We start from the raw sequence: 23,507 nt of genomic DNA on the forward strand, positions 1-23,507 counted from the left end.
TCCAGGAAGGAAACCGGCATTACGCACCACCAGGCATTCAAAACAATAACTACCGATCCGGGCGGCGCTCACCAGGCACCGCCACGGTTTCGGCCATCCGAAATCTGCCGATTTCACGGAGCAAACACACATGAGTGCATCACCCGATCTCTCAGCCGCCGTTGCCGACAGCGATGCCGAACAACTGCGCCAACTGGGCTACACCTCCAACTTCAACCGCAGCATGAGCCTGTGGGAAAACTTCGCGTTGGGCTTCACTTATCTGTCACCGGTCGTAGGGGTTTATACCCTGTTCGGCCTGTGCCTGGCCGCTGGCGGGCCACCGATGTTCTGGGCTTACTTGCTGGTCGGTTGCGGGCAACTGCTGGTGTGCCTGATCTTCGGCGAAGTGGTGTCGCAGTTCCCGATTTCCGGCGGCGTTTATCCTTGGGCACGTCGCCTGGTGGGCAAGAAATGGGCGTGGATGGTCGGCTGGATCTACTCCATCGCCCTGTGCGTGACCATCGCCGCCGTGGCGGTCGGCGCCGGCCCGTACCTCGCGGCCATGCTGGGTTTTGAGCCGAGCAACAACACCAACATCGTCATCGCCCTGGTACTGACCCTGTTCGCCACCCTGGTGAACCTCAGCGGCACCAAAGTGCTGGCGCGGATCGCCATGTTCGGCTTCCTCTGCGAACTGGTCGGCGCGGTGATCGTCGGCGTGTACCTGCTGATTTTCGAGCGTCACCAGCCGATCAGCGTGCTGTTCAACACTTTCGATATCAGCGTCGAGGGCTCCTATCTGCCGGCCTTCCTCACCGCGTCGCTGGCGGGGATGTTCCTCTACTACGGCTTCGAGGCCTGCGGTGATGTAGCCGAAGAAACCCCGAACCCGAGCAAGAAAATCCCGGTGGCCATGCGCATGACCATCTACATCGGCGGTATCGCGGCGATGTTCGCTTGCCTGGCATTGATCCTCGCCGTGCCGGACATGCAAGCGGTGATCAACGGCACCGACAAGGACCCGGTCACCACCATCCTCAACAACGCCTTCGGCCCGATCGGTTCGAAAGTGGTGATGGGCGTGGTAATGATTTCCTTCATCTCCTGCGTCATCAGCCTGCAAGCGGCGGCAAGTCGTCTGCTGTATTCCTACGCTCGCGATGAAATGGTCATCGGCAGCCGACTGCTCAAAAAGATTTCTCCTACGACCCAGGTTCCGGTTGCCGCACTGTTCGTGTCCGGCGTCCTGCCCGGCCTGATCATCGCCCTCGGCTTCTTCCTGCAAGACGCCGTGGCCACCATCGTCAGCTTCGCCGCCATCGGCATCTACCTCGCGTTCCAGATGATCGTCCTCGCCGCCCTGTACGCCCGCAGCAAAGGCTGGAAACCCAGCGGCAAATTCACCCTCGGCGCCTGGGGCTGGCCGGTGAACATCGGCGCGCTGGTCTACGGCGTCGGCGCAATCATCAACATGGCCTGGCCCCGCACACCGGATGCAGCGTGGTACATCAACTACGCGATGGTGCTGAGTACGGCGATCGTGATTGGGCTGGGGCTGGTTTACATGTGGATTGGCAAGCCGTATGACCATGGGAAGGCGCCGGCTGGGGATGCCTGGAAGGTGAGTCGCTAAAAAATTTTGGCCCCGGCACCGATAGAGTGCCGGGGTTCAAGAAAGCCGACGCAAAACATCAAAAGAAAAGCTCGGACTGATCGTATTTCAGCGAGGAAATACGATCGAACAGTTTGATTTTTTCGTTGGCTTTTTGCTTGGCGTGGTCAGACATGAATGCAATCAACTCTTCGAGCTGATTGACGTCTCCCACCACTTTGAATTCCTTCTCCTTGTTGACGAAGACAAGGGACTTCTTCTTTCTCGACAACAGTTCTATGACGTTGCTGAGCGTACCGGTGCTCTTCGCATCCCATATCATCAAGCCGTAGTCAGCGGCTTCGGCCATCACCACGTCTTTCTCAGTGAAGAAGGCCCTCGATCCTTTGGAGTGTTTGGAGTCCACTGTTCTGGCGGGCCACTGTCCGAGGTTGTTCCGCGGTGCGGGACCACTACAGAACACTGTAGTTTTGGATCGCTCAAGACTCAGCAGATATTCCTGAATGGAGGTATCGGCACCACCTGCATCACCAACGACCACATCGAATTCAGACGCAACGATATTACTGATACGCTCCTTAACCTTCGGATCAAGGTTCTTGATATTGATAGAGCCAGCAATAAATACAGTCGTCATTGAATTCACTTCCAGGTTAGCGCCGCTACGTAGATCTTCCCCACCTTCGGATATTCACGCAAGACAGCACAAGCCGCGTCCATCGACGCTCCGCTGTCAAACAAATCATCTACGACCAAAACATTCCAGCATCCCTCTGTCGTAATTTCGTCATTGACGCTGAAACTGTTTCCAATCGCAGCAACCTTTTCTGCTTTGGAGTGCAGATCCTTCAGCGACTTTCCCGTAGTCGCCTTTCGAAGCAAATCCGAAAAAACCGGCCGCCCGACAATTCGTCCCAACTCCAGAGCGACCTCAGTTACCGGTTGTCGCTGACGGATATTTGAAGCAGGCATGGGCAGCACAAATCCTACTTGATCCAACATAGGGAACACATTTGTCGCTACCGCTTGGGCCAGTGGGCCGACCTGAGTCCAATCCTTCTGGTATTTGAGCTGGTAGGTCGCCTGACCAATCTCTGTGCGCTGATTATCGAAACAAGGGTTTCCGCGATCATCGTTGCCGAGAAAGGTACTACTTACCATGTGCTTGTCCAACACCCATCCCTGATCCCATGGGCCGTTGATCTGTTTGAGGGACACCTTCATTGAATTCTCCATTATTCACAAAAATCCTTTAAGCCCTGAGACCAAGGGCCGAGCACCTGGGGGATGCCTTAGATTCAAATAAATAAAGGAAAAATCACGCTTCAGGTGCAGTCTGGCTGACCGCCATACAAAAACAGGAAATTCCTACAGATGCAGGCTTCAAGAAGAAGCCACATTTCCTACGCTACGCGTCCACAGCGTAGACTTGGCGCCGCTAGCGCCTGACCGATAGGCTTTATCCCGTCGCTGCCCAATCAGCGGCCCGGGGTCGAAGCCGGAAATCTGTCAAAACGGTGCTTGCGTGCCCCCATTGAACTGCGGCTGCTTTGCAACTTCAGTTCTGCGTTATGGCGGGCCGTGTGGCGCGGGCCTTCCGGCTTTTCCGTTTCGACAGGAAGTAACCCGACTTCGAACGCCACTCGGTTCGCCACCCAATTTTTCGAAGAGTTGGTGGCGACTTTCCTACTCGAAACGGAAGTCATCTCATGCCAGCACCTACTCACAATCCGAATACTGAATATTTCACTCCCACCGTCTTCACCCGCCACAACCGCTTCCTCCACGTCCTCCTGCTCGATCATCAAGCCTGGTTCTGCGCACAGGATCTCGGCCGCATGATGGGCCATCCCTTGAACCTACGCGTCACGCTCAAACTCGACCCCGACCAACGCCGCACCGTCCGGCTGCGCAAGTACGGCAAAGTTGTCGAGACACCAATGGTCAGCGAATCCGGCATGTACGCGCTGCTCGTCCATCATTTCATCCCGGAAAACCGCAACCTGCGGCAATGGCTGAGTAATGAGGTGATCCCCATCCTGCGGGAAACCAACTCAGTAACAGCGGAAAACTGCCCGAGCCTGAGCTCGGTGCATTGGGCAGGCGTCACCGTGCCGCTGTTGCATTGGCAACAACAGGCTTGGGTGAAATGGCGTGATATGCCTGAATTGGTGCAAGTACAGCAGCCGTATCCAGCGCCGCGCTCTTGCGGCTGACTCTGAAAGTCAGTGGCTTTGACCCGGCGGCGATTAGGTCACCGGGGTATTATCCAAGCATTTCGCAACACATCCCGTCTTCCAGCGGCGTTCAAGTCCACTAGAGTTTTCCTCAACCTCGCACTCTGACTGGTTGACGCCGATGTTATTGCGGCCTAGGGTGTCTACGTCGTTTACAGCGTATACACACGCAGGAGATCTTCCATGGCCTCGCCCGTTTTATCCTTCCGCGTCGAAGAATTGCTCGCTCAACAATTGGATCAATTGGCCGCGGCCACTGACCGAGACCGCCAGTACCATCTCAAGCGTGCGTTGGTTAGATATGTGGAAGCGGAGTCTTGGCATCTGCAAGCCATCAGCGAGGGGATTGCTGATGCCGATGCTGGAAATCTTACCGATCTGGATGCCGTGAAGGCTAAGTGGGCAAAACGTGCCGAACGTAGTACTGACTGAACGAGCTGAAAACGATCTCGAAACAATTTTTGAGTATTACCAAGGCATCTTGGGTGCCAATCCAGCGTTTGGTGTCGTGAACTCCATTCTTGGAGCGTTTGATCAATTGAAGCAATTTCCGGGTTCAGGCCGGCCTTCAGTCGTACCGGATATACGCGAACTGGTGCTGACCCGTTATCCGTTCATTGCGCCATATCGCCTGGAGGATGGCCAGATCCAGGTCTTGAGAATTCTGCACCAGCGCGCAGAACAACCAGAAAATTGGTAAACCAGCCGTAGCAAGTACGGCTGGCTGTTCACCTCCCTAGAACCGCGAAACACTCCTCATCGCATCCACCAGATACCGCATCGCAATCCGGTCGCTTTCCGACAACTCCCGGTAACGCTCCACCAGTTTCAGTTCGTCAGGACTGAGCCGGCGTCTTCGCCGGACGTTGGTGAGGCAGGGAAAGATGCCTAACATTTCGGTGATGCCTTGTCCTTTTGCCATGGACGATGTCCTTTTCCAGTACGTCAGAAATTTTCGAAAACCGCATCGCCCTGCTCCTTTAAGCAGCGATTTGAGCCCTGCCGGTCGGATGAGTCGTGACCGGCGATGCCCATAGAATAGAAATTAAATCGGCGCTGAAAAGTGGTTTTTAGAGTAATTAGTCGAAAAAAGCAGATATGCCCTATAAATCAGAAAAGACTGTGGGATAAGTAACCGTAACGTCTTGTTTCATTGAGACGCTGTCGCCGTGATATCAATGAATTTTGCAAAATCGGCGAACCGATTAAGCTAGCGGGCATCTGTTACTAGTCCGTAGCGTTTGGCCGAAGGCTTGTCCGAACCGTAATTTCTGATCCAGTACGTGCCAGGAACGGCGCGGGATTGTCCACGACAGGTTGTATTTATGCACCGCAGGAATTTGCTCAAAGCGTCCATGGCCATTGCGGCTTACACCGGCCTTTCCGCCTCCGGCCTGCTCGCCGCACGCGCCTGGGCCGCCTCTGGCGGTGCCGCCGACGGTGAAGCACAGGCTTTCGACTTCGAAACGCTGAAGCGTCAGGCCAAACAACTGGCCGGCAACGCCTATCAGGACACCAAACAGGTGCTGCCGCCGACCCTGGCGACCATGACCCCGCAGAACTTCAACGCGATCCGCTACGACGGCGAGCATTCGCTGTGGAAGGAGAACAAGGGTCAGCTCGATGTGCAGTTTTTCCACGTCGGCATGGGTTTCCGTCAGCCGGTGCGCATGTACAGCGTCGATCCAAAGACCCGCACGGCCCGCGAGGTGCATTTCCGCCCTCAGTTGTTCAACTATGAAAACACTTCGGTCGACACCCAGCAGCTCAAGGGCGACCTGGGTTTTGCCGGCTTCAAGCTGTTCAAGGCGCCGGAACTGGATCGGCATGACGTGGTGTCGTTCCTCGGCGCCAGCTACTTCCGCGCGGTGGATGCCACTGGCCAATATGGCCTCTCCGCCCGTGGCCTGGCCGTCGACACCTACGCCAAGAAACGCGAAGAATTCCCCGACTTCACCAAGTTCTGGTTCGAAACCCCGGATCAGAACGCGACCCGCTTTGTGGTCTACGCCCTGCTCGACTCGCCGAGCGCGACCGGCGCCTATCGCTTCGACATCGACTGCCAGGCCGAGCGCGTGGTGATGGAAGTCGACGCCCACATCAATGCCCGTACCGCCATCGAGCAACTGGGCATCGCCCCGATGACCAGCATGTTCAGCTGCGGCACCCACGAGCGCCGGATGTGCGACACCATTCACCCGCAAATCCATGACTCGGATCGTCTGGCCATGTGGCGCGGCAACGGCGAGTGGATCTGCCGCCCGCTGAACAACCCGGCGACCCTGCAATTCAACGCCTTCGCCGACACCGATCCGAAAGGGTTCGGTCTGGTGCAGACCGACCACGAATTCGCCAACTATCAGGACACCGTCGACTGGTACAGCAAGCGTCCGAGTCTGTGGGTAGAACCTACAACGGCGTGGGGCGAAGGCTCTATCGATCTGCTGGAAATTCCTACAACCGGCGAAACCCTGGACAACATCGTTGCGTTCTGGACGCCGAAGAAACCGGTAGCCGCCGGGGATTCGCTGAACTACGGCTACAAGCTCTACTGGAGCGCCCTGCCGCCGGTCGGCACGCCGCTGGCGCGGGTGCATGCGACCCGTTCGGGTATGGGAGGCTTCGTCGAAGGCTGGGCTCCGGGCGAGCATTACCCGCCGGTCTGGGCCCGTCGCTTTGCTGTGGACTTCACCGGTGGCGGCCTGGATCGCCTGCCGCAGGGCACCGGGATCGAACCGGTGGTGACTTGCTCCAACGGCAAGGTGCAGGACTTCAGCGTGCTGGTGCTGGATGACATCAAGGGTTACAGGATTCTGTTCGACTGGTACCCGACCAATGACAGCGTGGAGCCGGTTGAGCTGCGGCTGTTTATCCGTACCAACGATCGCACACTGAGCGAGACCTGGTTGTACCAGTACTTCCCACCGGCGCCGGACAAGCGCAAGTACCCTTGATGCGTTGAGCCGTCAGGCCAACGGGCAGTACATGTGGATATCGTGGGGTTCCAGATCAAACAGCTCGGGATCCGGTTGCGCCAGTAACCGGCAGCCCTGGCGCTGATAAAACTCCACGGTATTGCGCGACTCGGTCGCCGAGACGTACAACGCCTCGGCGCCGACCTCTCGGCCATGCTCGCAAGCCAGTGCAAACAATCGCCCGCCCAATCCCTGCCCGCGCCAGGCACGGCTGATGTGCAGAAACTTCAACTGCCGCATCTTCAGGCCCTGATTGTGAATAACCCGGTTATCCACAACCACCGCTGCCACCAGTGTCTCCCCATCGAAAATCCCGTGTAGCCAACCGCCGCTGCGCCAGCATTTTTCCAATACCCGCGCATTCTCCTCCGCCTCCCCTTCGGGCCAGCCGCGCATGTCGAAACGCGCCGGATACAGAATCAGCTCACCGTTCTCTACGCGATAGCACTCCTCAACCAACTCACTGCGGTCGATCAGTGCCAACAATGGCAAGTCCGATTCAGTCAGCTCACGTTCGATCAACATTGCGTTCCATTCCTTTGCAATTCCGGACGGCAGGCAAGAAAAAACCCGCCGGTTCAATGGCGGGCTTTATAGGCTTTGCGACCGGTCGGAATCAATCCCGCAGGTCAGACTCATGAATCGGCTGATCCCGATGGGTCGCACGTTGATACTGCGCCGGCCACACCGCTTTGCGCCCGCCCAGGTCATCGTCGGCATGCAGCGGCCAGTACGGATCACGCAACAGCTCACGGGCGAGGAAGATGATGTCGGCCTGACAGGTCCGCAGGATGTGCTCGGCCTGGGCCGGCTCGGTAATCATTCCCACGGTGCCGGTGGCGATGCCTGACTCCTTGCGCACCCGCTCGGCGAAGCGCGTCTGATATCCCGGACCCACGGGGATTTCCGCGTTGGCTGCCGTGCCGCCCGATGACACATCGATCAAATCAGCGCCCAAGGCTTTCAGGCGTCGCGCCAGCTCCACTGTTTCATCCGGATTCCAGCCGTCCTCGACCCAGTCGGTAGCCGAAAGGCGCACAAACACCGGCAATTCTTCCGGCCACACCGCGCGCACCGCCTCGGTCACTTGCAGCACCAGACGAATGCGGTTTTCGAACGAACCGCCGTATTGATCACGGCGTTGGTTGCTCAGCGGTGACAGAAACTGGTGCAACAGATAACCGTGCGCCGCATGCACCTCGACCACACTGAAACCGGCGGTCAGCGCGCGTTTGGCTGCGGCCACGAAGTCCTGAATGACCTGGGCGATCTGCCCTTCATCCAGTTGTTTCGGCTGGGTGTGTTGCGGGTCAAAGGCAATCGGCGAAGGCCCGACCGGCGTCCAGCCACCGTCCTCCGGTTTGACGCTTCCGTGCTTGCCGATCCACGGCCGGTGGGTGCTGGCCTTGCGCCCGGCGTGGGCCAGTTGAATGCCGGCCACTGCGCCTTGGGCGGTGATGAAACGGGTGATGCGTTGCAGTGGTGCGATCTGTTCGTCGTTCCACAGGCCCAGGTCTTCGGCGGTGATCCGCCCGTCGGCCGTGATTGCCGTGGCTTCGGTGAATACCAGGCCAGCGCCGCCCACGGCACGGCTGCCGAGGTGCACCAGATGCCAGTCGTTGGCCAGGCCATCGACGCTGGAGTACTGGCACATGGGCGACACGGCGATGCGGTTGGGCAGGGTCAGTTGGCGAAGGGTAAAGGGTTCAAGCAGCAGACTCATGGGGCACCTCTCAAATCAGTGGGCAGGCTCCAGGGTTCTGTTTGAAAAGTCGACGAGTGACAGGAAAAAGGTGCAGCACCCGCCCCCGCGGGCAAAAAATTCGACAAGACGTCACAAGGCCAATCAAGCAGTGCTTAGAGCCTAGTCGACATCCGGGGATGAGGGAGGGTTCAGAGTAATTCTGTGTATGTAAGTCCGCCTGCGCGAGCTTGCTCGCGAAGGCGTCAACGCGGTTCGATGTGGGCAATCATCAGTTGCACGGTCTCATTGCCGCGAAACTCGTTCAGATCGAGCTTGTACGCCAGTTCGACCCATTTGATTGTCGGGTTCGGCCAGATATCACGATCGATGCCGAAGGCGATGCCATCCAGCTTCACCGAGCCGCATTCGGTTTTCAGCACTACTTTCAGGTGTCGTTCGCCGACCACCCGCTGCTCGACCAACTGGAACACACCATGAAACAGCGGCTCCGGAAAATGCTGGCCCCACGGCCCGGCGTGACGCAGGGCCCGAGCCAGTTCCAGATGAAACTCCTCGACCGCCAGCGTGCCGTCCGACAGCAGGCGCCCGGTCAGGTCTTCTTCGCGAAGCTGCCTGCGCACCTCGGCGTCAAATGCCTCGGCGAACAACGGAAAATTCTCCTGCGGCAAAGTCAGGCCAGCCGCCATCGCGTGGCCGCCATACTTGCTGATCAGGTCCGGATGCTGCGCTGCCACCACACTCAGCGCATCACGAATATGAAAGCCCTGAACCGAACGCCCAGAGCCCTTGAGCAGACCGTCACCGGCATCGGCGAAGGCGATGGTCGGGCGGAAATAACGCTCCTTCATCCGCGACGCCAGAATACCGATGACACCCTGATGCCATTCCGGATCGAACAGGCACAAACCGAACGGCATCGACTCGACCGGCAAGTCCTTGAGCTGGGCCAGCGCTTCGCGCTGCATGCCTTGCTCGATGGATTTGCGGTCCTGATTCATGCCGTCCAGTTGTGCGGCCATTTCCCGCGCCAGCGCAGGGTCGTGGGTCAGCAGGCATTCGATGCCCAGGCTCATGTCATCCAGACGCCCCGCCGCGTTCAGACGCGGGCCGACGATAAAACCGAGGTCGGTAGACGTAATGCGCGAAGCTTCACGCTTGGCCACTTCCAGGATCGCCTTGATCCCCGGCCGCGCACGTCCGGCGCGAATTCGTTCCAGGCCCTGGTGCACCAGAATCCGGTTGTTGGCATCCAGCGGCACCACGTCGGCAACGCTGCCCAGCGCCACCAGATCCAGCAGTTCGCCGATGTTCGGTTGCGGTTTGCTCTCGTACCAGCCGAGGCTGCGCAGGCGTGCGCGCAAGGCCATCAACACATAGAAAATCACCCCGACCCCGGCCAGCGCCTTGCTCGGAAACTCGCAGCCGGGCTGGTTCGGATTGACCAGTGCATCAGCTTGCGGCAGTTCATCGCCGGGCAAGTGGTGGTCAGTAATCAAGACCTTCAGGCCATGGCGCTTCGCGGCCGCGACACCTTCAACGCTGGAAATACCGTTGTCGACGGTGATCAGCAGCTGCGGCTCGCGGGTCATTGCGACTTCGACGATTTCCGGGGTCAGGCCGTAGCCGTATTCGAAGCGGTTGGGCACCAGATAATCGACGTGCGCCGCGCCCAGCAGGCGCAGACCGAGCACGCCCACGGTGCTGGCCGTCGCGCCGTCGGCGTCAAAGTCGCCGACGATCAGGATCCGCTGACGCTGCTCCAGCGCCGTCACCAGCAGATCGACCGCCGCATCGATCCCTTTGAGCTGCTGGAACGGAATCAGCCGCGCCAGGCTCTTGTCCAGCTCCGCCTCGGACTGCACGCCCCGCGCCGCGTACAGGCGGGTCAGTAGCGGTGGCAGTTCACCGAGAAACGGCAGAGTGGCGGGCAACGGGCGAGGATCGATACGCATGGGGTGACAGGAGCTTCTCTTGGATACGTGGGATTTTTCGGGAGTAGCGCGGACTTAACCGCGCTCGCCTTGCAGCCAGCTGAGCTGGACTTCGTGCTGGCCACGGTCGTCGGTGACGAAGATCGTGCCTTCGCTGATCATCACGTCCCACTTGATGACGCGGGGCATGTCCTTGGCCAGGGTTTCCAGCACTTCCTGCGGAACAGCGGCAATGTTGACGTTCTTCAGGTTCTTGATCGCCGGAATCACCTTGCCTTCCCAGACGCGCAGGCTGCCGTAGGCCAGCAGGCTGGTGCGTTCGGTGCGGCGCGAGCACCAGGTCAGGCGATCGGCATCCGGCTGGCCGACTTCGATCCAGTGCAGGACGCGGTCGTCCAGGCTCTTTTCCCACAGCGCAGGTTCATCCACGTCCGACAGACCACGCCCGAACGACAGTTGCTCGTTGTACCAGAGCGCGTAGGCCAACAGCCGCACGGTCATGCGTTCTTCGGTTTCCGAAGGATGGCGGGCGATGGTCTGCTTCACGTTCTCGTAGACGCTGCGGTCAAGGTCGGTGAGGTTCAGTTCGAATTTGTAGGTAGTGGACGGCTGGGCCATGAACGGGCTTCTTGATACGAGGAAAGTCGGCAAGTCTAACCGATGCTGTAGGCAATCCACGAATTGATGGCGATCAACCTTGCGCGACTGACAGCCGGCTATGTTAAAACGCTGTATCTGCTCAGCCTTGTCCTACAGGATCTCGCATGCCGTTCGCCAACAAACCGCTCAGCGGTCTGAAAGTCATTGAATTGGGTACTTTGATTGCCGGGCCGTTTGCTTCGCGCATCTGCGGCGAGTTCGGCGCCGAAGTGATCAAGATCGAATCGCCGGACGGCGGTGATCCATTGCGCAAATGGCGCAAGCTGTACGAAGGCACCTCGTTGTGGTGGTTCGTCCAGGCGCGCAACAAAAAGTCCCTGACGCTGAACCTGAAACACCCCGATGGCCTGGCGATCCTGAAAAAACTGCTGGGTGAAGCCGACATCCTGATCGAGAACTTCCGCCCCGGCGTGCTGGAAAAACTCGGCCTGGGCTGGGAAACCCTGCACGCGCTGAACCCGAAACTAGTGATGGTGCGCCTGTCCGGTTTCGGCCAGACCGGGCCAATGAAAGATCAGCCAGGTTTCGGTGCGGTCGGCGAATCCATGGGCGGCCTGCGCTACATCACCGGTTTCGAAGACCGCCCGCCGGTACGCACCGGGATTTCCATCGGCGATTCGATTGCGGCTTTGTGGGGCGTGATCGGCGCGTTGATGGCCTTGCGTCATCGCGAGGTCAACGGCGGCCTCGGCCAGGTGGTCGATGTGGCGCTGTACGAAGCGATCTTCGCCATGATGGAAAGCATGGTGCCGGAGTTCGATGTCTTCGGCTTCATTCGTGAGCGCACCGGTAACATCATGCCGGGCATCACCCCGTCGTCGATTCACACCAGTGCCGACGGCAAACACGTGCAGATCGGCGCCAACGGCGATGCGATCTTCAAGCGCTTCATGCTGATCATCGGCCGTGAAGATCTGGCCAATGACCCGGCGCTGGCCAGCAATGACGGGCGCGATACTCGCCGCGATGAGTTGTACGGGGTGATCGACCGCTGGGTCAAGTCGCTGCCGCTGCAAACCGTGCTGGATCTGCTGAATCAGGCCGAAGTGCCGGCCAGCCGGATCTTCAGCGCCGAAGACATGTTCAACGATCCGCAGTACCTGGCCCGGGAAATGTTCCTCCACGCCAAACTGCCGGACGGCAAACCTTTCAAGATGCCGGGCATCGTGCCAAAACTCTCTGAGACACCCGGCACGTCCGAATGGGTCGGACCGCAGCTCGGTGAGCACAATGCGCAGGTACTCCACGATCTTGGCTACGACGAGAAGCAGATCGCCCGGTTGCGCGAAGACGGAGCCATCTGAGCTGAAGCCCCTGATGCCCTCGGCCTCGAACCGCGCCCACCATTGGTGGACCTGGCGGTTGTTCGGCCTGCTGTTCCTGCTGGTGCTGCCGGCGTGGGCGCAGGCCAAACCGACGCTGATCTGGCTGTTGCGCGACCTGCCGCCGCTGACGATTTTCGAAGGCCCGAAAAAGGGCCAGGGCGTTATCGATCAATTGATGCCGATGCTGATTGCCGGCATGCCGCAATACGAACACACCTTGCTGCGGGTCAATCGCGCCCGTGGCATTCAAATGCTTCATGAACATCCCTTCGCCTGCGATCCGTCGCTGATCTGGAACAAGGAGAGGGCGCAATGGATCGCCTTCTCCATTCCCGCGTTTCGTGCTGTCAGCAATGGCCTAGTGGTGCGTCAGAGAGATCGCGAAGTGCTGGAGCCGTTTCTGGTCGAAGATGAAGTCGATCTGTCGGCATTTCTGGCCAACGGCGAGCGAAAAGTCGGCGTGGTAGCCGAGCGCAGTTATGGCGAGTACATCGATACATTACTGCATCAGGCACCGAGCGGCGCGCTGACGCCCCATTACGGCAACGACGCGCTCAGCAGCCTGCTGTCGATGCAGCGCCTGGGACGTTTGCAGGTAGTTTTGGGTTACTGGCCGGAAATCCGCTATCAGGCGCGCCAGGCCGAGATCACCGAGGACGAACTGCTGTTCTTCCCGATTCGCGGCACGGGCAAGTACCTGTCGGGCCATGTCGGCTGCACCGACACCACGGCGGGTCGCCAGGCGATCACCGAGATCAATCAGCTGTTGCGCACCCTGCCCCACGATCACCTCAACCAGCTCTACGCCGACTGGCTCGACCCCGAAAGGCGTCAGGATTATCTGGAACAGGCGCGGATTTTCTTCCAGCGACAAGCCGCGCAGTAAAATCCGGGCAAAAAGAAACCCCGAGAAGTGGGGAGACGACTCGGGGTTAAACGTGGCCTGTATCAAAGACCCGTAGCAGCAAGCGACAAGCACCGGAGCACAATGCTTGCTCCTGCTGTTACGGGGTCTGACCGACCTGAATGCAGGAAGGTTCCCACAAATGAAAAATCAGTTTCAGAGGGCCGGGTGCTTGTCGAGGGCTGCGTTTCGCAACGCGGCGATCACACAGGGTTCCAGCCGGCCTTCGGCAATCAGGATGTCACGGTGCAGGCCATCGACCACATCCGTCAGTTGGCGCTTGTCGCTCAATTGCGCCTGATTGAATTCGCGCTCCACCACGATCGCGCCGCTGCCGTTCTTCAAGGTCACCAGGCATTCGCCATGGCGACCCCGAGGGGTCAACGTCACTTGATACGGGCTTAGAGCCTCACCGAGCAATAGACTGATACTTTCCATCTCGATCTCCACTCAATAGTCCGAAAACACAGTGCCTGGGGCGTGTTCACAGTAAATGACCACCGGCCCGAGAGGAAAGTTCTGCTTGTCGCCGGCTTCTCCCGGAGCGTCACCGGCCTATCGGAGCATGCATGGGGAAGATGACAGAAAAATAATCGGGGGCTCAGGCGTCGACGGAATGCCTGGGGAGGGTCATGTAGGCATCCAGCAGCGCCCTCATCAACACCGCCGAGACTGGCGTGTGCAAACGGCCCAGCAAGGTGATCCGGTGCTCGCCCAGCAAGGTTTCCAGATCGTCCAGCAGGCTGGGTGCCACGGCCCCCAGCAGAATCATCGCCCGCGCTTTCTGTCGGTCGGCCAGATGCCGAATCAGCGCAAGCCCGTCACCGTTCTGCAATTGTGGATTGCACAGGGTGATGTCCACGGCTCCGCGACGCTCCAGTGAGCGCTTTGCCGAGCCCAGCGACGGCGCGGTCAGAACATCGTAGATACCGATGGCGTTGAGCATCTGGTGCAACGCCATCAACTGGAACGGATTGGGTTCTAGAATCAGGATCTTGAGCGAGCGCATGGGACGACCTCTGGAGCGACAATCGCGGATTCACGCCGCAGTGGCCTGTCACTCTAGGGCAGTCGTCCTAAGCCTCCCATCAGAAAAGGAATCGCGGTTTATAGGACTTTTCCCATCTTTAATGCAGACATTGACACCCGCTCTCCTTCCGCCGCTCGGTGATGTCGGTCCAGCCTCCGAGCAGGCCACGCAGTTTTCCATCGGCACTGTAAAACGGCACCGTCCACTGATAAATCTGACGGGGGCCGCTCTTGAACATCAGCTGTCGTTTGCTGAAACGTGTTTTACGAGTGCCCAACTGCGCCATGAACTCGTCGTGCAACATCAGTGCCGTGGCCTGTGGAAGCGCATCGATCTCGAACAGCTTCCGGCCCTGTACCTGCTCCAGCCGAACCGACAGCGCATCTTCATAGCTGCGGTTGCACATGATCAACCGCCCCTGCAGATCGCGCACGAACACGGGGTCGGGCATCGCATCGATCAATGCATGTTGGAAAGCCAGTTGATCACTTAGATCTTTTTCGGCCGCACGCCGCTGTTTTACCTCGACCGTCAATCGACGGTTCCACAGCAACGGCAACAGCCCGAACACGCCGAGCCCACCCATCGCCCAGCACCCCCACTTGATCAGGAGCGAGCTGATCGAGGGTACCGGAGCGGGAGAAATGCCATCCAGCCATTTCAGGCGCATGGCGCGCAGTTCGGCTGCCGAGAAAGCGCCCAGTGCCTTGTTGAGGATGCTCACAAGCTCTGGCAGCCCCTTGCGCACCGCCAGATGATCGGCCTCCCACTTGCCTTCCACGAGACCCGAGACCCTGAGCAGGCCGGAGGGAAACAGCTGCGCGCCGATCTCGTTTTCGATGGTGGCGTAGGCCTCACCACTCTCGACCAGCGCCCGGGCCTCGGCATAGGTCTTGACCGAGCGGATCTCGATGGACGGATAGTCGCGTCGAATGCTGTCCTCCAGCGCGTGCCTTGCCGGCAGGACCAACACCCGTTTGGCCAGCGTTTCGAGCGACTTTATCGGCGGCTCGCCCGAACGACCGACGAATACCCAGCCGGCACCGCCGAACGCGTGACTGAAGTCCAGGAATGCCTTGCGCTCGTCATTCATTGCCAACGTCGTGCTGATGTCGGCCACGCCACTCTGGAGCCGTTCCAGCATGTGATCGGTGGAAAACGACTCCTGATGGACGAACTGCAATCCGGTCATGGCGCTGATATGCGTGAGCACATCGTTGTTCAAGCCGCTCCACTGACCATGTTCGTCCTGAAACAGATACAACGGGTATTGCACCGAGGCGACCGTCACCCGGGGATTGTCCCGAATCCACTGACGCTCATTTTCATCCAGCTCGATGGGCTGGACACTCTCCCCCCCTTCGGAATGCCTCGCCAGATGGGCAGCTTCGCTCGACTGCGACAACTCGAAGCCCCCCAATAAAAACAACCAGCACAGAGCTGCTTTCAATCCTGAAAAAAACCGCATTGCCACATCCTTCGTCATCGACTCGCCCGTCCTTCGTGGGCGAAACGCGCGCAGTGTGGCATGCAAAAACAAGAAAGCCCGTCAGGAGACGGGCTTCAAAATGTGACAGCTTTGCGGGCTTAAAGAGGCTTGCCGCGGTTGCCATGCTGACTGACAAAGGCCTGCACGGCTTTCAGCTCGTTTGCCAGCACTGTGCAGCGCTCTTCTCTCTCAAACAAATCAGAAAGATGTGCAGGTAGTTCGAGAGCTTTTCCTACACCAGCTTTCTCCACCGCGTCCGGGAACTTGACCGGATGCGCCGTGCCCAAAATCACCATCGGGATGTCCAGGCTGCGACGGCATTCGCGCGCGGCTTTCACGCCAATGGCGGTGTGCGGATCCAGCACCTCACCGGTCTGCTCGTAGACTTCGGCGATGGTTTCGCAGGTTTGCGCATCGTCCACGGCCAGCGAGTCGAACAGTTTGCGTGCTTCGGTCCAGCGTTCCTGTTCGACGCTGAAACCGCCGCCCTGCTTGAACGAATCCATCAGTCCGGCAATTGCCGCACCGTTGCGGCCGTGCAGGTCGAACAGCAGGCGTTCGAAGTTCGACGAGACCATGATGTCCATCGACGGCGACAGCGTGGCGTGCAGGGTTTCCTTGACGTACTGGTTGCCGCTCATGAAGCGGTGCAGGATGTCGTTGCGGTTGGTGGCGACGATCAACTGGTTGATCGGCAGGCCCATGTTGCGCGCCAGATAGCCGGCGAAGATGTCGCCGAAGTTGCCGGTCGGCACCGAGAACGACACCGAACGCGCCGGGCCGCCCAATTGCAGGGCCGCGTGGAAGTAGTAAACGATCTGGGCCATGATCCGTGCCCAGTTGATCGAGTTCACTGCCACCAGGCGGGTGCCCTTGAGGAAGCTCTGGTCGGCGAAGCTGGCCTTGACCATTTCCTGGCAGTCATCGAAGTTGCCTTCGATGGCGATGTTGTGGATGTTCTCACCGAGAATGGTGGTCATCTGCCGACGCTGCACTTCGGACACACGGTTGTGCGGGTGCAGGATGAAGATGTCGACGTTTTCGCAGTGCTTGCAGCCTTCGATGGCGGCCGAACCGGTGTCACCGGAGGTGGCGCCGACGATCACCACGCGCTCGCCGCGCTTTTCCAGCACGTAGTCGAGCAAGCGACCGAGCAGTTGCAGGGCGAAGTCCTTGAACGCCAGGGTCGGGCCGTGGAACAGCTCCAGCACCCATTCGTTGCCGTTCAACTGACGCAGCGGCGCAACGGCGTTGTGGGCGAACACACCGTAGGTTTCTTCAAGAATCTTTTTGAAATCGGCGTCCGGAATGCTGCCGGTGACGAACGGGCGCATGACGCGGAAGGCCAGCTCGTGATACGGCAGGCCGGCCCAGGAAGCGATTTCTTCCTGGGTGAAACGTGGCAGGTTTTCCGGGACGTACAGACCGCCGTCGGTGGCGAGACCGGCCAGCAGGACGTCTTCGAAATTCAGGGCCGGTGCCTGGCCGCGGGTACTGATGTAACGCATAGGGGCAAACCTTCGGTTTGAGCTTCAAGCTACGAGTTACAAGCTTCAAGTAAAAGCCGGACTGCTTTTCTCTTGCTGCTTGCAGCTCGAAGCTTGCAGCTGTTTCTGTTTAGTTCAAGTGCTCGACACGGATCCGCACGACCGGACCGACCACGCCCGCCAGCGCTTCGAGGGCGGCGATCGCATCGTTGATGTGCTGTTCCAGCACGCGGTGTGTCAGCAGGATCATCGGCACCAGGCCGTCGTGTTCCTCGACTTCCTTCTGCATGATCGACTCGATGTTGATGCCACGCTCCGAGAGGATGCTCGCCACCTGAGCGAGTACGCCCGGATGGTCCTTGGCCTGGATGCGCAGGTAGTAGGCGCTTTCGCAGGCTTCGATCGGCAGGATCGGATGGGCCGACAGCGAATCCGGCTGGAAAGCCAGGTGCGGCACGCGGTTTTCCGGATCGGAGGTCATGGCGCGAACCACGTCCACCAGATCCGCGATCACCGACGAAGCGGTCGGCTCCATGCCGGCGCCGGCGCCGTAGAACAGGGTCGAACCGGCAGCGTCACCGTTGACCATCACCGCGTTCATCACGCCGTTGACGTTGGCGATCAGACGATCGGCCGGGATCAGCGTCGGGTGTACGCGCAGCTCGATACCGGCGGCGGTGCTGCGTGCCACGCCCAGATGCTTGATGCGGTAGCCCAGCGCTTCGGCGTAATTCACGTCGGCGGTGGTCAGCTTGGTGATGCCTTCGGTGTAAGCCTTGTCGAACTGCAGCGGAACACCGAATGCGATCGACGCCAAGATCGTCAGCTTGTGCGCCGCGTCGATGCCTTCGACGTCGAAGGTCGGATCGGCTTCGGCGTAACCCAGCGCTTGCGCCTCGGCCAGCACGTCTTCGAAGGTGCGACCCTTCTCGCGCATTTCGGTGAGGATGAAGTTGCCGGTGCCGTTGATGATCCCGGCGACCCAGTTGATACGGTTGGCGGACAGGCCTTCACGGATCGCCTTGATCACCGGAATGCCGCCGGCGACCGCCGCTTCGAACGCCACGATCACGCCTTTCTCGCGTGCCCTGGCGAAAATTTCATTACCGTGAACGGCAATCAGAGCCTTGTTCGCGGTGACCACATGCTTGCCATTCTCGATGGCCTTGAGTACCAGCTCGCGGGCAACGGTGTAGCCGCCCATCAGCTCTATGACGATGTCGATCTCAGGGTTCGTGGCCACTTCGAAGACATCGTTGGTAATCGCAATACCGGTCGTCTGGAACTGAGGCTTTGGCGTGCGCGTGGCAATTTGTGCCACTTCGATTCCACGCCCGGCACGACGAGCAATTTCCTCGGCGTTGCGCTGAAGTACGTTGAAGGTTCCGCCACCGACGGTCCCTAACCCACAGATGCCTACTTTGACCGGTTTCACTGTGAACTCCCCATAAAACGGCCGACACGAGGCCGGCCGTGAAAACAACCGCAGGTTCGCGGCTCTCTGTTGATGGCCCGGCAATCCTGCCGCCGGACCACGCTCGTCAACGCCTGAGCGTGACGATGCGAATTACTTCGCGCCCAGCGCCAGTTTGGCGACTTGTGGCGCAGGCTGGTAGCCCGGAATGACTTGTCCGTCGGCCAAAACGATGGCCGGTGTACCGTTCACGCCGATCGACTGACCGAGGGCGAACTGTTTGGAAACCGGGTTATCGCACTTGGCGGCCTTGATTTCCTTGCCATCGACCATTTTGTCCATGGCCGCTTTCTTGTCTTTCGAGCACCACACCGCTTGCAGCTGTTCGTCACCCGGCGAATTCAGGCCCTGACGCGGGAACGCGACGTAACGCACTTCGATGCCGCGCTTGTTCAGCTCGGGCACTTCAGCGTGCAGCTTGTGGCAGTACGGGCAAGTGGTGTCGGTGAAAACGGTGATGTGCGACTTGGTTTCACCCACGGCCGGGTAAACCACGGTCTCGGCTACCGGGATCGCATTGATCAGTTTGGAAATGCCCAGGCGCTCGGTCTTCTCGGTCAAGTTGACCGGTTTGCCGTCCTTGAGCTGGAACATGTAGCCCTGAACGATGTACTGGCCGTCGGCGCTGGCGTAGAGCACGCGACTGCCCTTGAGCTTGACTTCGTACAGGCCTGGCAGCGGACTGGCGGTGATGGTATCGACCGGCACATCGAGCTGGAGGTTTTCCAGGCTTTGGCGAATCGCTTTGTCGGCCGCGTCATCGGCGACGGCAAAGGTGCTGACCAACGCAATGGCTGCGGCGGCGAAAATCTGGGTCAGACGCATGAGAACTCCTGAAGGCGGACAAATGGAACGATCAGAACGCCCGTGCCGGAACACCGGGTCATAACCGCCCATCGTGCAAACCGGCAAAGCCTACCACATAAGGCTCCCGTGGCCGAATGCGCCTGTCGCAAGACAAACGGCGCTCAGCCGCGCGGGTGATGTTTGGCATGCAGATCCTGCAAACGTGCCCGGGCGACGTGAGTGTAGATCTGCGTGGTTGACAGGTCGCTGTGGCCCAACAGCATCTGCACCACCCGCAGGTCGGCGCCATGGTTGAGCAAGTGGGTGGCAAACGCGTGACGCAAGGTGTGCGGCGACAGCGATTTACTGATGCCGGCGACCTTAGCCTGGTGCTTGATGCGGTGCCAGAAGGTCTGCCGAGTCATCTGCTCGCCGCGCTGACTGGGGAACAGCACATCGCTCGGGCGCCCGCCGAGCAGCTCACCGCGACCGTCACGCAGGTAGCGCTCGACCCAGACAATCGCTTCCTCGCCCATCGGCACCAGCCGTTCCTTGCTGCCCTTGCCCATCACCCGCAACACACCCTGACGCAGGTTGACCTGTTCCAGCGTCAGGCTGATCAGCTCGGTGACACGCAGGCCGCAGGCATACAAGACTTCGAGCATGGCGCGATCGCGCTGGCCGATGGCTTCGCTCAAGTCCGGCGCCTTCAGCAGCGCTTCGACGTCGGCTTCCGACAGGGATTTGGGCAGCGGCCGACCGAGTTGCGGCATATCCACGCGCAAAGTCGGATCAACCGAAATCAGTTTTTCCCGCAGCAGATAGCGATAAAAACCACGCACACCGGAGAGAAATCGCGCGGTGGAACGAGGTTTGTAGTTCTGTTCCAGACGCCAGGCCAGGTGATCGAGGATCAGTTCGCGACCGGCATTGACCAGTTCGAGACCTTTCTCCTGCAACCAGCCGTTGAACAGCGCGAGATCACTGCGGTAGGCGTCGCGAGTGTTGTCGGAGAGACCTTTTTCCAGCCAGAGGGCGTCGAGAAACTGGTCGATCAGTGGGTGGTCGATGGCAGGCATGGGCGCTCAAGACACGCAGGTTTGGCACTGCGCGCAAATAAAGAGTGAACGGTTGAAATGGCCGCTAGTCTTTCATAGCCCGCTATTTCAAGGAACAGGGAGCTTCAATGAACGAGCAGCAAATTCTGTTGGCTTTCGGTGGTATCGGCGCTGCCGCACTGGGCTGCCAATGGCTCGCCTGGCGCCTGAAGCTGCCGGCGATTCTGTTTCTGCTGCTGACCGGCATTCTGGCGGGCCCCGTGCTGGGCTGGCTCGACCCGCAGGAAATGTTCGGCCCGTTGCTGATGCCATTGGTGTCGCTGGCGGTGGCGCTGATTCTGTTTGAAGGCAGCCTGACCCTGCACCTGTCGGAATGGCGCGAGATCGGCAGCGTCGTGCATCGGCTGGTCACAATCGGTGCGCTCTCGACATGGGTAGTGATTGCGGTCGCGACCCACTGGCTGCTGGGCTTCGACTGGCTGTTGGCGATCCTGTTCGGCAGCCTGACCCTGGTGACCGGGCCGACCGTGATCGTGCCGATGCTGCGCGTGGTGCGGCCGAAGGCTTCGATCGCCAACATCCTGCGCTGGGAAGGGATTGTGATCGACCCGATCGGCGCGCTGCTCGCGGTGGTGGTCTACAGCTTCATCATCGCCCGGGCCGAAGGCCACGGCCTGGAACAGAGTCTGCTGACCTTCGGTGGTGTGATTGTCTGCGGCAGTGCGTTCGGCGTTGCCGGTGGCTGGCTGCTCGGCACGATCATCCGGCGCCAATGGCTACCGGAGTATTTGCACAATCTGGCATCGCTCGCCGCGGTGCTGGGGATATTCATCGCCGCCAACCAGGTCATGCACGAATCCGGGCTGTTGGCGGTGACGTTGATGGGCATGTGGCTGGCGAACATGAAGGGGGTGGATGTGCGGCACATCCTGCACTTCAAGGAAAATCTCAGCGTGCTGCTGATTTCCGGACTGTTCATCCTGCTGGCGGCACGACTGGATCTGAACGCGTTGATCGGTCTCGGGCCGCTGGTGTTGATCCTGTTGCTGGTGATTCAGCTGATCGCCCGACCGTTGAACGTGGTGCTGAGCACCGCCGGTTCGAGCCTGAGTTGGCGTGAACGTGCGCTGTTGTGCTGGATTGCCCCGCGCGGGATCGTCGCGGCGGCGGTCTCGGCGATCTTCGCGATTCGCCTGGATGAAGCGGGCCATGAAGGTGCGCTGTTGCTGGTACCGCTGACTTTCGCGGTGATCATAGGCACTGTCGTGCTGCAAAGTGCGACGGCCCGGCCACTGGCGCGCTTGTTGAAGGTTGCGGAACCGGCGCCGAGCGGGTTCCTGATTGTCGGGGCGAACGGGCCTGCGCGCTTGCTCGGCAAGTCGCTGCAACAGCTGGGCAGCCGGGTGCTGCTGACGGATTCAAGCTGGGAAAATATCCGCGCCGCGCGCATGGATGGCTTGCCGACCTACTTCGGCAATCCGGCCTCACAGCACGCCGATGCGCATCTGGACCTGGTCGGACTGGGGCATTTGCTGGCGCTGTCACCGTCGGGCGAACTCAATACACTGGCGGCCATGCGCTTTCGTCATGACTTTGGCCATCAGCGGCTGTTCGGGCTGGCCAGCGGTCAGGAAAGCCGTCGCAGCGACAAGCACCGCGCCAGCCTCGAACATCGAGGCAATCAACTGGGGAGCGAGGCGCTGACTTACGCCAGACTCGCCAGTCAACTGGGGCAAGGTGCCGATCTTTACAGCACGACGCTGACGGACGGGTTTGGCTGGGACGATTACCGCGCGCTGCATGGCAATCGCGCGACGCTGCTGTTCATGCGCGATGACAGCGGCTGGGTGCATGTCGTGACGCCGGAAACCGTGTTGAAGCCGGGGCCTGGGTGGACGTTGCTGGCGCTGATTCAGCCTGAGGCCAACGCCGCTGCATAAATAGATTCGCGGCTCGGTGCTGGATCAGGCCGCGAAACCCGGCAGCACCGGCACCGGACGCTTGTCATCATCGATGGCAACAAAGCTGAACTGCCCATGAATGGCTTTCTCACGCCCGTCACAGCTCATGCTTTCGACGAACACTTCCACCTCGACCTTGAGACTGGTGTTGCCAACCTTGATCACCCGCCCAACCAGCTCGACGATGGAACCTGCCGGGATCGCGTGATTGAAGTCGATGCGATCGGTCGACACCGTCACCAGCGGCAAACGGCAAAACCGGGTGGCGGTGATGAACGACACTTCGTCCATCCAGGCCAGCGCAGTGCCGCCGAACAGGGTGTTGTGGTGGTTGGTGGTCGGCGGGAACACCGCCTTGGTCACGCGGGTCACCGAGAGTTCGGTGCGGCGTTCGATTTCTTGCTCGCGAGGGGTCATGGGTCAGGCCTGAAACAGAAATGCGGTGGATAAATTGCGGGCAACAAAAAAGCAGCCCGTAGGCTGCTTTTTTCTGCATCGGAAGCTGGACTTAAGCCAGTTTTTCCTTGATGCGAGCTGCTTTACCCGACAGGTCGCGCAGGTAGTACAGCTTGGCTTTACGTACGTCACCGCGACGCTTGACAGCCATGCTGTCGATTTGCGGGGAGTAGGTCTGGAAAGTACGTTCTACGCCAACACCGTTGGAGATTTTACGAACGGTGAACGCACTGTTCACGCCGCGGTTACGCTTGGCGATTACAACGCCTTCGAACGCTTGCAGACGGGAACGATCGCCTTCCTTCACTTTCACCTGAACGACGATGGTGTCGCCTGGGGCAAAGGTAGGGATTTCTTTGGTCATCTGCTCTGCTTCGAGTGCAAGGATGATTTTGTTGGTCATGCTGTGCTCCTAAGGTAAATCGTCTGATCTAC

At 59.6% G+C, this 23,507-nt stretch carries 24 protein-coding genes; 8 read left to right on the top strand and 16 right to left on the bottom strand.

Annotation, left to right across the window (positions count from 1 at the left end):
- Window positions 1–130 precede the first annotated feature (130 nt).
- Window positions 131–1,615 carry an APC family permease gene (locus BMZ46_RS06500; RefSeq protein WP_039769589.1) on the top strand — a complete coding sequence of 495 codons (1,485 nt, stop codon included), beginning with the start codon at window positions 131–133 and terminating at the stop codon, window positions 1,613–1,615.
- 58 nt (window positions 1,616–1,673) lie between these two features.
- On the opposite strand, the gene BMZ46_RS06505 is transcribed toward BMZ46_RS06500, so the two are convergent.
- Window positions 1,674–2,231, bottom strand: coding sequence for a hypothetical protein (locus BMZ46_RS06505; protein WP_039769587.1), 558 nt, complete (start codon window positions 2,229–2,231; stop codon window positions 1,674–1,676).
- Window positions 2,232–2,236: 5 nt separating this feature from the next.
- Window positions 2,237–2,818: a ComF family protein gene (locus BMZ46_RS06510; protein WP_039769584.1), complete on the bottom strand. Its 582-nt coding sequence runs from the start codon at window positions 2,816–2,818 to the stop codon at window positions 2,237–2,239.
- A 485-nt stretch (window positions 2,819–3,303) separates the two neighbouring features.
- On the opposite strand from BMZ46_RS06510, the gene BMZ46_RS06515 reads away from it, so the two are divergent.
- The 3 genes from BMZ46_RS06515 (at window position 3,304) to BMZ46_RS06525 (ending at window position 4,531) form a co-directional block, all read left to right on the top strand.
- Window positions 3,304–3,810, top strand: a complete 507-nt coding sequence (locus BMZ46_RS06515) for a BRO-N domain-containing protein (protein WP_039769582.1) — start codon at window positions 3,304–3,306, stop codon at window positions 3,808–3,810.
- A 204-nt stretch (window positions 3,811–4,014) separates the two neighbouring features.
- Window positions 4,015–4,263, top strand: a complete 249-nt coding sequence (locus BMZ46_RS06520; protein WP_039769579.1) for a CopG family ribbon-helix-helix protein — start codon at window positions 4,015–4,017, stop codon at window positions 4,261–4,263.
- Complete coding sequence (locus BMZ46_RS06525) at window positions 4,241–4,531, top strand: type II toxin-antitoxin system RelE/ParE family toxin (protein WP_074691233.1); 291 nt, start codon at window positions 4,241–4,243, stop codon at window positions 4,529–4,531. Before BMZ46_RS06520 ends, BMZ46_RS06525 begins: the two co-directional genes overlap by 23 nt.
- A 36-nt stretch (window positions 4,532–4,567) precedes the next feature.
- On the opposite strand, the gene BMZ46_RS06530 is transcribed toward BMZ46_RS06525, so the two are convergent.
- The gene (locus BMZ46_RS06530) at window positions 4,568–4,753 is read right to left on the bottom strand and encodes a hypothetical protein (protein ID WP_039769577.1); all 186 of its coding nucleotides are present in this window, start codon (window positions 4,751–4,753) and stop codon (window positions 4,568–4,570) included.
- Window positions 4,754–5,156: 403 nt separating this feature from the next.
- Here BMZ46_RS06530 and BMZ46_RS06535 point away from each other — a divergent pair, with 403 nt between their 5' ends.
- A complete protein-coding gene (locus BMZ46_RS06535) occupies window positions 5,157–6,785 on the top strand; it encodes a glucan biosynthesis protein D (protein ID WP_064593655.1) in 1,629 nt (542 codons plus the stop codon).
- A 12-nt stretch (window positions 6,786–6,797) separates the two neighbouring features.
- Here the strand turns inward: BMZ46_RS06535 and BMZ46_RS06540 are convergent, their stop codons facing one another.
- The 4 genes from BMZ46_RS06540 to BMZ46_RS06555 all read right to left on the bottom strand — a co-directional run bounded on the left by BMZ46_RS06540 (window position 6,798) and on the right by BMZ46_RS06555 (window position 11,060).
- On the bottom strand, window positions 6,798–7,331 hold the full coding sequence (locus BMZ46_RS06540) for a GNAT family N-acetyltransferase (protein ID WP_074691231.1): 534 nt from the start codon (window positions 7,329–7,331) through the stop codon (window positions 6,798–6,800).
- Window positions 7,332–7,422: 91 nt separating this feature from the next.
- Window positions 7,423–8,529: an NADH:flavin oxidoreductase/NADH oxidase gene (locus BMZ46_RS06545; RefSeq protein ID WP_039769573.1), complete on the bottom strand. Its 1,107-nt coding sequence runs from the start codon at window positions 8,527–8,529 to the stop codon at window positions 7,423–7,425.
- Between the two features lie 224 nt (window positions 8,530–8,753).
- Window positions 8,754–10,463 carry a single-stranded-DNA-specific exonuclease RecJ gene (gene recJ, locus BMZ46_RS06550; protein WP_039769572.1) on the bottom strand — a complete coding sequence of 570 codons (1,710 nt, stop codon included), beginning with the start codon at window positions 10,461–10,463 and terminating at the stop codon, window positions 8,754–8,756.
- 54 nt (window positions 10,464–10,517) lie between these two features.
- Window positions 10,518–11,060, bottom strand: coding sequence for a YaeQ family protein (locus BMZ46_RS06555; RefSeq protein WP_064593644.1), 543 nt, complete (start codon window positions 11,058–11,060; stop codon window positions 10,518–10,520).
- Window positions 11,061–11,206: 146 nt separating this feature from the next.
- On the opposite strand from BMZ46_RS06555, the gene BMZ46_RS06560 reads away from it, so the two are divergent.
- The gene (locus BMZ46_RS06560) at window positions 11,207–12,406 is read left to right on the top strand and encodes a CaiB/BaiF CoA transferase family protein (protein ID WP_039769570.1); all 1,200 of its coding nucleotides are present in this window, start codon (window positions 11,207–11,209) and stop codon (window positions 12,404–12,406) included.
- 13 nt (window positions 12,407–12,419) lie between these two features.
- Window positions 12,420–13,313, top strand: a complete 894-nt coding sequence (locus tag BMZ46_RS06565) for a TIGR02285 family protein (RefSeq protein WP_170844890.1) — start codon at window positions 12,420–12,422, stop codon at window positions 13,311–13,313.
- A gap of 174 nt (window positions 13,314–13,487) precedes the next feature.
- On the opposite strand, the gene BMZ46_RS06570 is transcribed toward BMZ46_RS06565, so the two are convergent.
- The 7 genes from BMZ46_RS06570 to xerD form a co-directional block, all read right to left on the bottom strand.
- Window positions 13,488–13,769 (bottom strand): DUF3509 domain-containing protein, encoded by a 282-nt coding sequence (locus BMZ46_RS06570; protein ID WP_064382409.1) that lies wholly within the window; start codon window positions 13,767–13,769, stop codon window positions 13,488–13,490.
- 163 nt (window positions 13,770–13,932) lie between these two features.
- The gene (locus BMZ46_RS06575) at window positions 13,933–14,340 is read right to left on the bottom strand and encodes a response regulator (RefSeq protein WP_039769567.1); all 408 of its coding nucleotides are present in this window, start codon (window positions 14,338–14,340) and stop codon (window positions 13,933–13,935) included.
- Window positions 14,341–14,458: 118 nt separating this feature from the next.
- Window positions 14,459–15,829, bottom strand: a complete 1,371-nt coding sequence (locus tag BMZ46_RS06580; RefSeq protein WP_039769565.1) for a transporter substrate-binding domain-containing protein — start codon at window positions 15,827–15,829, stop codon at window positions 14,459–14,461.
- 119 nt (window positions 15,830–15,948) lie between these two features.
- Window positions 15,949–17,358: a threonine synthase gene (gene thrC, locus BMZ46_RS06585; RefSeq protein ID WP_007954636.1), complete on the bottom strand. Its 1,410-nt coding sequence runs from the start codon at window positions 17,356–17,358 to the stop codon at window positions 15,949–15,951.
- 109 nt (window positions 17,359–17,467) lie between these two features.
- On the bottom strand, window positions 17,468–18,772 hold the full coding sequence (locus tag BMZ46_RS06590; protein WP_074691229.1) for a homoserine dehydrogenase: 1,305 nt from the start codon (window positions 18,770–18,772) through the stop codon (window positions 17,468–17,470).
- A gap of 132 nt (window positions 18,773–18,904) precedes the next feature.
- On the bottom strand, window positions 18,905–19,636 hold the full coding sequence (dsbC, locus tag BMZ46_RS06595) for a bifunctional protein-disulfide isomerase/oxidoreductase DsbC (protein WP_039769559.1): 732 nt from the start codon (window positions 19,634–19,636) through the stop codon (window positions 18,905–18,907).
- A 143-nt stretch (window positions 19,637–19,779) separates the two neighbouring features.
- Window positions 19,780–20,676, bottom strand: a complete 897-nt coding sequence (xerD, locus tag BMZ46_RS06600) for a site-specific tyrosine recombinase XerD (RefSeq protein WP_074691227.1) — start codon at window positions 20,674–20,676, stop codon at window positions 19,780–19,782.
- Between the two features lie 107 nt (window positions 20,677–20,783).
- On the opposite strand from xerD, the gene BMZ46_RS06605 reads away from it, so the two are divergent.
- Entirely contained in the window at window positions 20,784–22,595 is a 1,812-nt protein-coding gene (locus BMZ46_RS06605) for a cation:proton antiporter (protein ID WP_039769556.1), read from the top strand.
- A gap of 24 nt (window positions 22,596–22,619) precedes the next feature.
- Here BMZ46_RS06605 and BMZ46_RS06610 read toward each other — a convergent pair whose 3' ends face one another.
- Window positions 22,620–23,033 carry an acyl-CoA thioesterase gene (locus tag BMZ46_RS06610; RefSeq protein WP_011332614.1) on the bottom strand — a complete coding sequence of 138 codons (414 nt, stop codon included), beginning with the start codon at window positions 23,031–23,033 and terminating at the stop codon, window positions 22,620–22,622.
- A 91-nt stretch (window positions 23,034–23,124) separates the two neighbouring features.
- Window positions 23,125–23,475, bottom strand: a complete 351-nt coding sequence (gene rplS / locus BMZ46_RS06615) for a 50S ribosomal protein L19 (RefSeq protein WP_003175895.1) — start codon at window positions 23,473–23,475, stop codon at window positions 23,125–23,127.
- Between the last annotated feature and the right edge of the window lie 32 nt (window positions 23,476–23,507).

This window comes from Pseudomonas sp. NFIX49 (genome assembly GCF_900115915.1).
Classification (GTDB): Bacteria; Pseudomonadota; Gammaproteobacteria; order Pseudomonadales; family Pseudomonadaceae; genus Aquipseudomonas; species Aquipseudomonas pharyngis.

Bases quoted from the DNA above. Each gene is read 5' to 3' on its own strand.
- recJ (WP_039769572.1), bottom strand. From the start codon at position 10,463: ATGCGTATCGATCCTCGCCCGTTGCCCGCCACTCTGCCGTTTCTCGGT.
- BMZ46_RS06575 (WP_039769567.1), bottom strand. From the start codon at position 14,340: ATGCGCTCGCTCAAGATCCTGATTCTAGAACCCAATCCGTTCCAGTTG.
- BMZ46_RS06535 (WP_064593655.1), top strand. From the start codon at position 5,157: ATGCACCGCAGGAATTTGCTCAAAGCGTCCATGGCCATTGCGGCTTAC.
- BMZ46_RS06610 (WP_011332614.1), bottom strand. From the start codon at position 23,033: ATGACCCCTCGCGAGCAAGAAATCGAACGCCGCACCGAACTCTCGGTG.
- BMZ46_RS06605 (WP_039769556.1), top strand. From the start codon at position 20,784: ATGAACGAGCAGCAAATTCTGTTGGCTTTCGGTGGTATCGGCGCTGCC.
- thrC (WP_007954636.1), bottom strand. From the start codon at position 17,358: ATGCGTTACATCAGTACCCGCGGCCAGGCACCGGCCCTGAATTTCGAA.
- BMZ46_RS06580 (WP_039769565.1), bottom strand. From the start codon at position 15,829: ATGCGGTTTTTTTCAGGATTGAAAGCAGCTCTGTGCTGGTTGTTTTTA.
- BMZ46_RS06540 (WP_074691231.1), bottom strand. From the start codon at position 7,331: ATGTTGATCGAACGTGAGCTGACTGAATCGGACTTGCCATTGTTGGCA.
- BMZ46_RS06545 (WP_039769573.1), bottom strand. From the start codon at position 8,529: ATGAGTCTGCTGCTTGAACCCTTTACCCTTCGCCAACTGACCCTGCCC.
- BMZ46_RS06560 (WP_039769570.1), top strand. From the start codon at position 11,207: ATGCCGTTCGCCAACAAACCGCTCAGCGGTCTGAAAGTCATTGAATTG.
- BMZ46_RS06530 (WP_039769577.1), bottom strand. From the start codon at position 4,753: ATGGCAAAAGGACAAGGCATCACCGAAATGTTAGGCATCTTTCCCTGC.
- BMZ46_RS06510 (WP_039769584.1), bottom strand. From the start codon at position 2,818: ATGAAGGTGTCCCTCAAACAGATCAACGGCCCATGGGATCAGGGATGG.
- BMZ46_RS06555 (WP_064593644.1), bottom strand. From the start codon at position 11,060: ATGGCCCAGCCGTCCACTACCTACAAATTCGAACTGAACCTCACCGAC.
- BMZ46_RS06500 (WP_039769589.1), top strand. From the start codon at position 131: ATGAGTGCATCACCCGATCTCTCAGCCGCCGTTGCCGACAGCGATGCC.
- BMZ46_RS06505 (WP_039769587.1), bottom strand. From the start codon at position 2,231: ATGACGACTGTATTTATTGCTGGCTCTATCAATATCAAGAACCTTGAT.
- BMZ46_RS06520 (WP_039769579.1), top strand. From the start codon at position 4,015: ATGGCCTCGCCCGTTTTATCCTTCCGCGTCGAAGAATTGCTCGCTCAA.
- xerD (WP_074691227.1), bottom strand. From the start codon at position 20,676: ATGCCTGCCATCGACCACCCACTGATCGACCAGTTTCTCGACGCCCTC.
- BMZ46_RS06515 (WP_039769582.1), top strand. From the start codon at position 3,304: ATGCCAGCACCTACTCACAATCCGAATACTGAATATTTCACTCCCACC.
- dsbC (WP_039769559.1), bottom strand. From the start codon at position 19,636: ATGCGTCTGACCCAGATTTTCGCCGCCGCAGCCATTGCGTTGGTCAGC.
- BMZ46_RS06570 (WP_064382409.1), bottom strand. From the start codon at position 13,769: ATGGAAAGTATCAGTCTATTGCTCGGTGAGGCTCTAAGCCCGTATCAA.
- rplS (WP_003175895.1), bottom strand. From the start codon at position 23,475: ATGACCAACAAAATCATCCTTGCACTCGAAGCAGAGCAGATGACCAAA.
- BMZ46_RS06565 (WP_170844890.1), top strand. From the start codon at position 12,420: ATGCCCTCGGCCTCGAACCGCGCCCACCATTGGTGGACCTGGCGGTTG.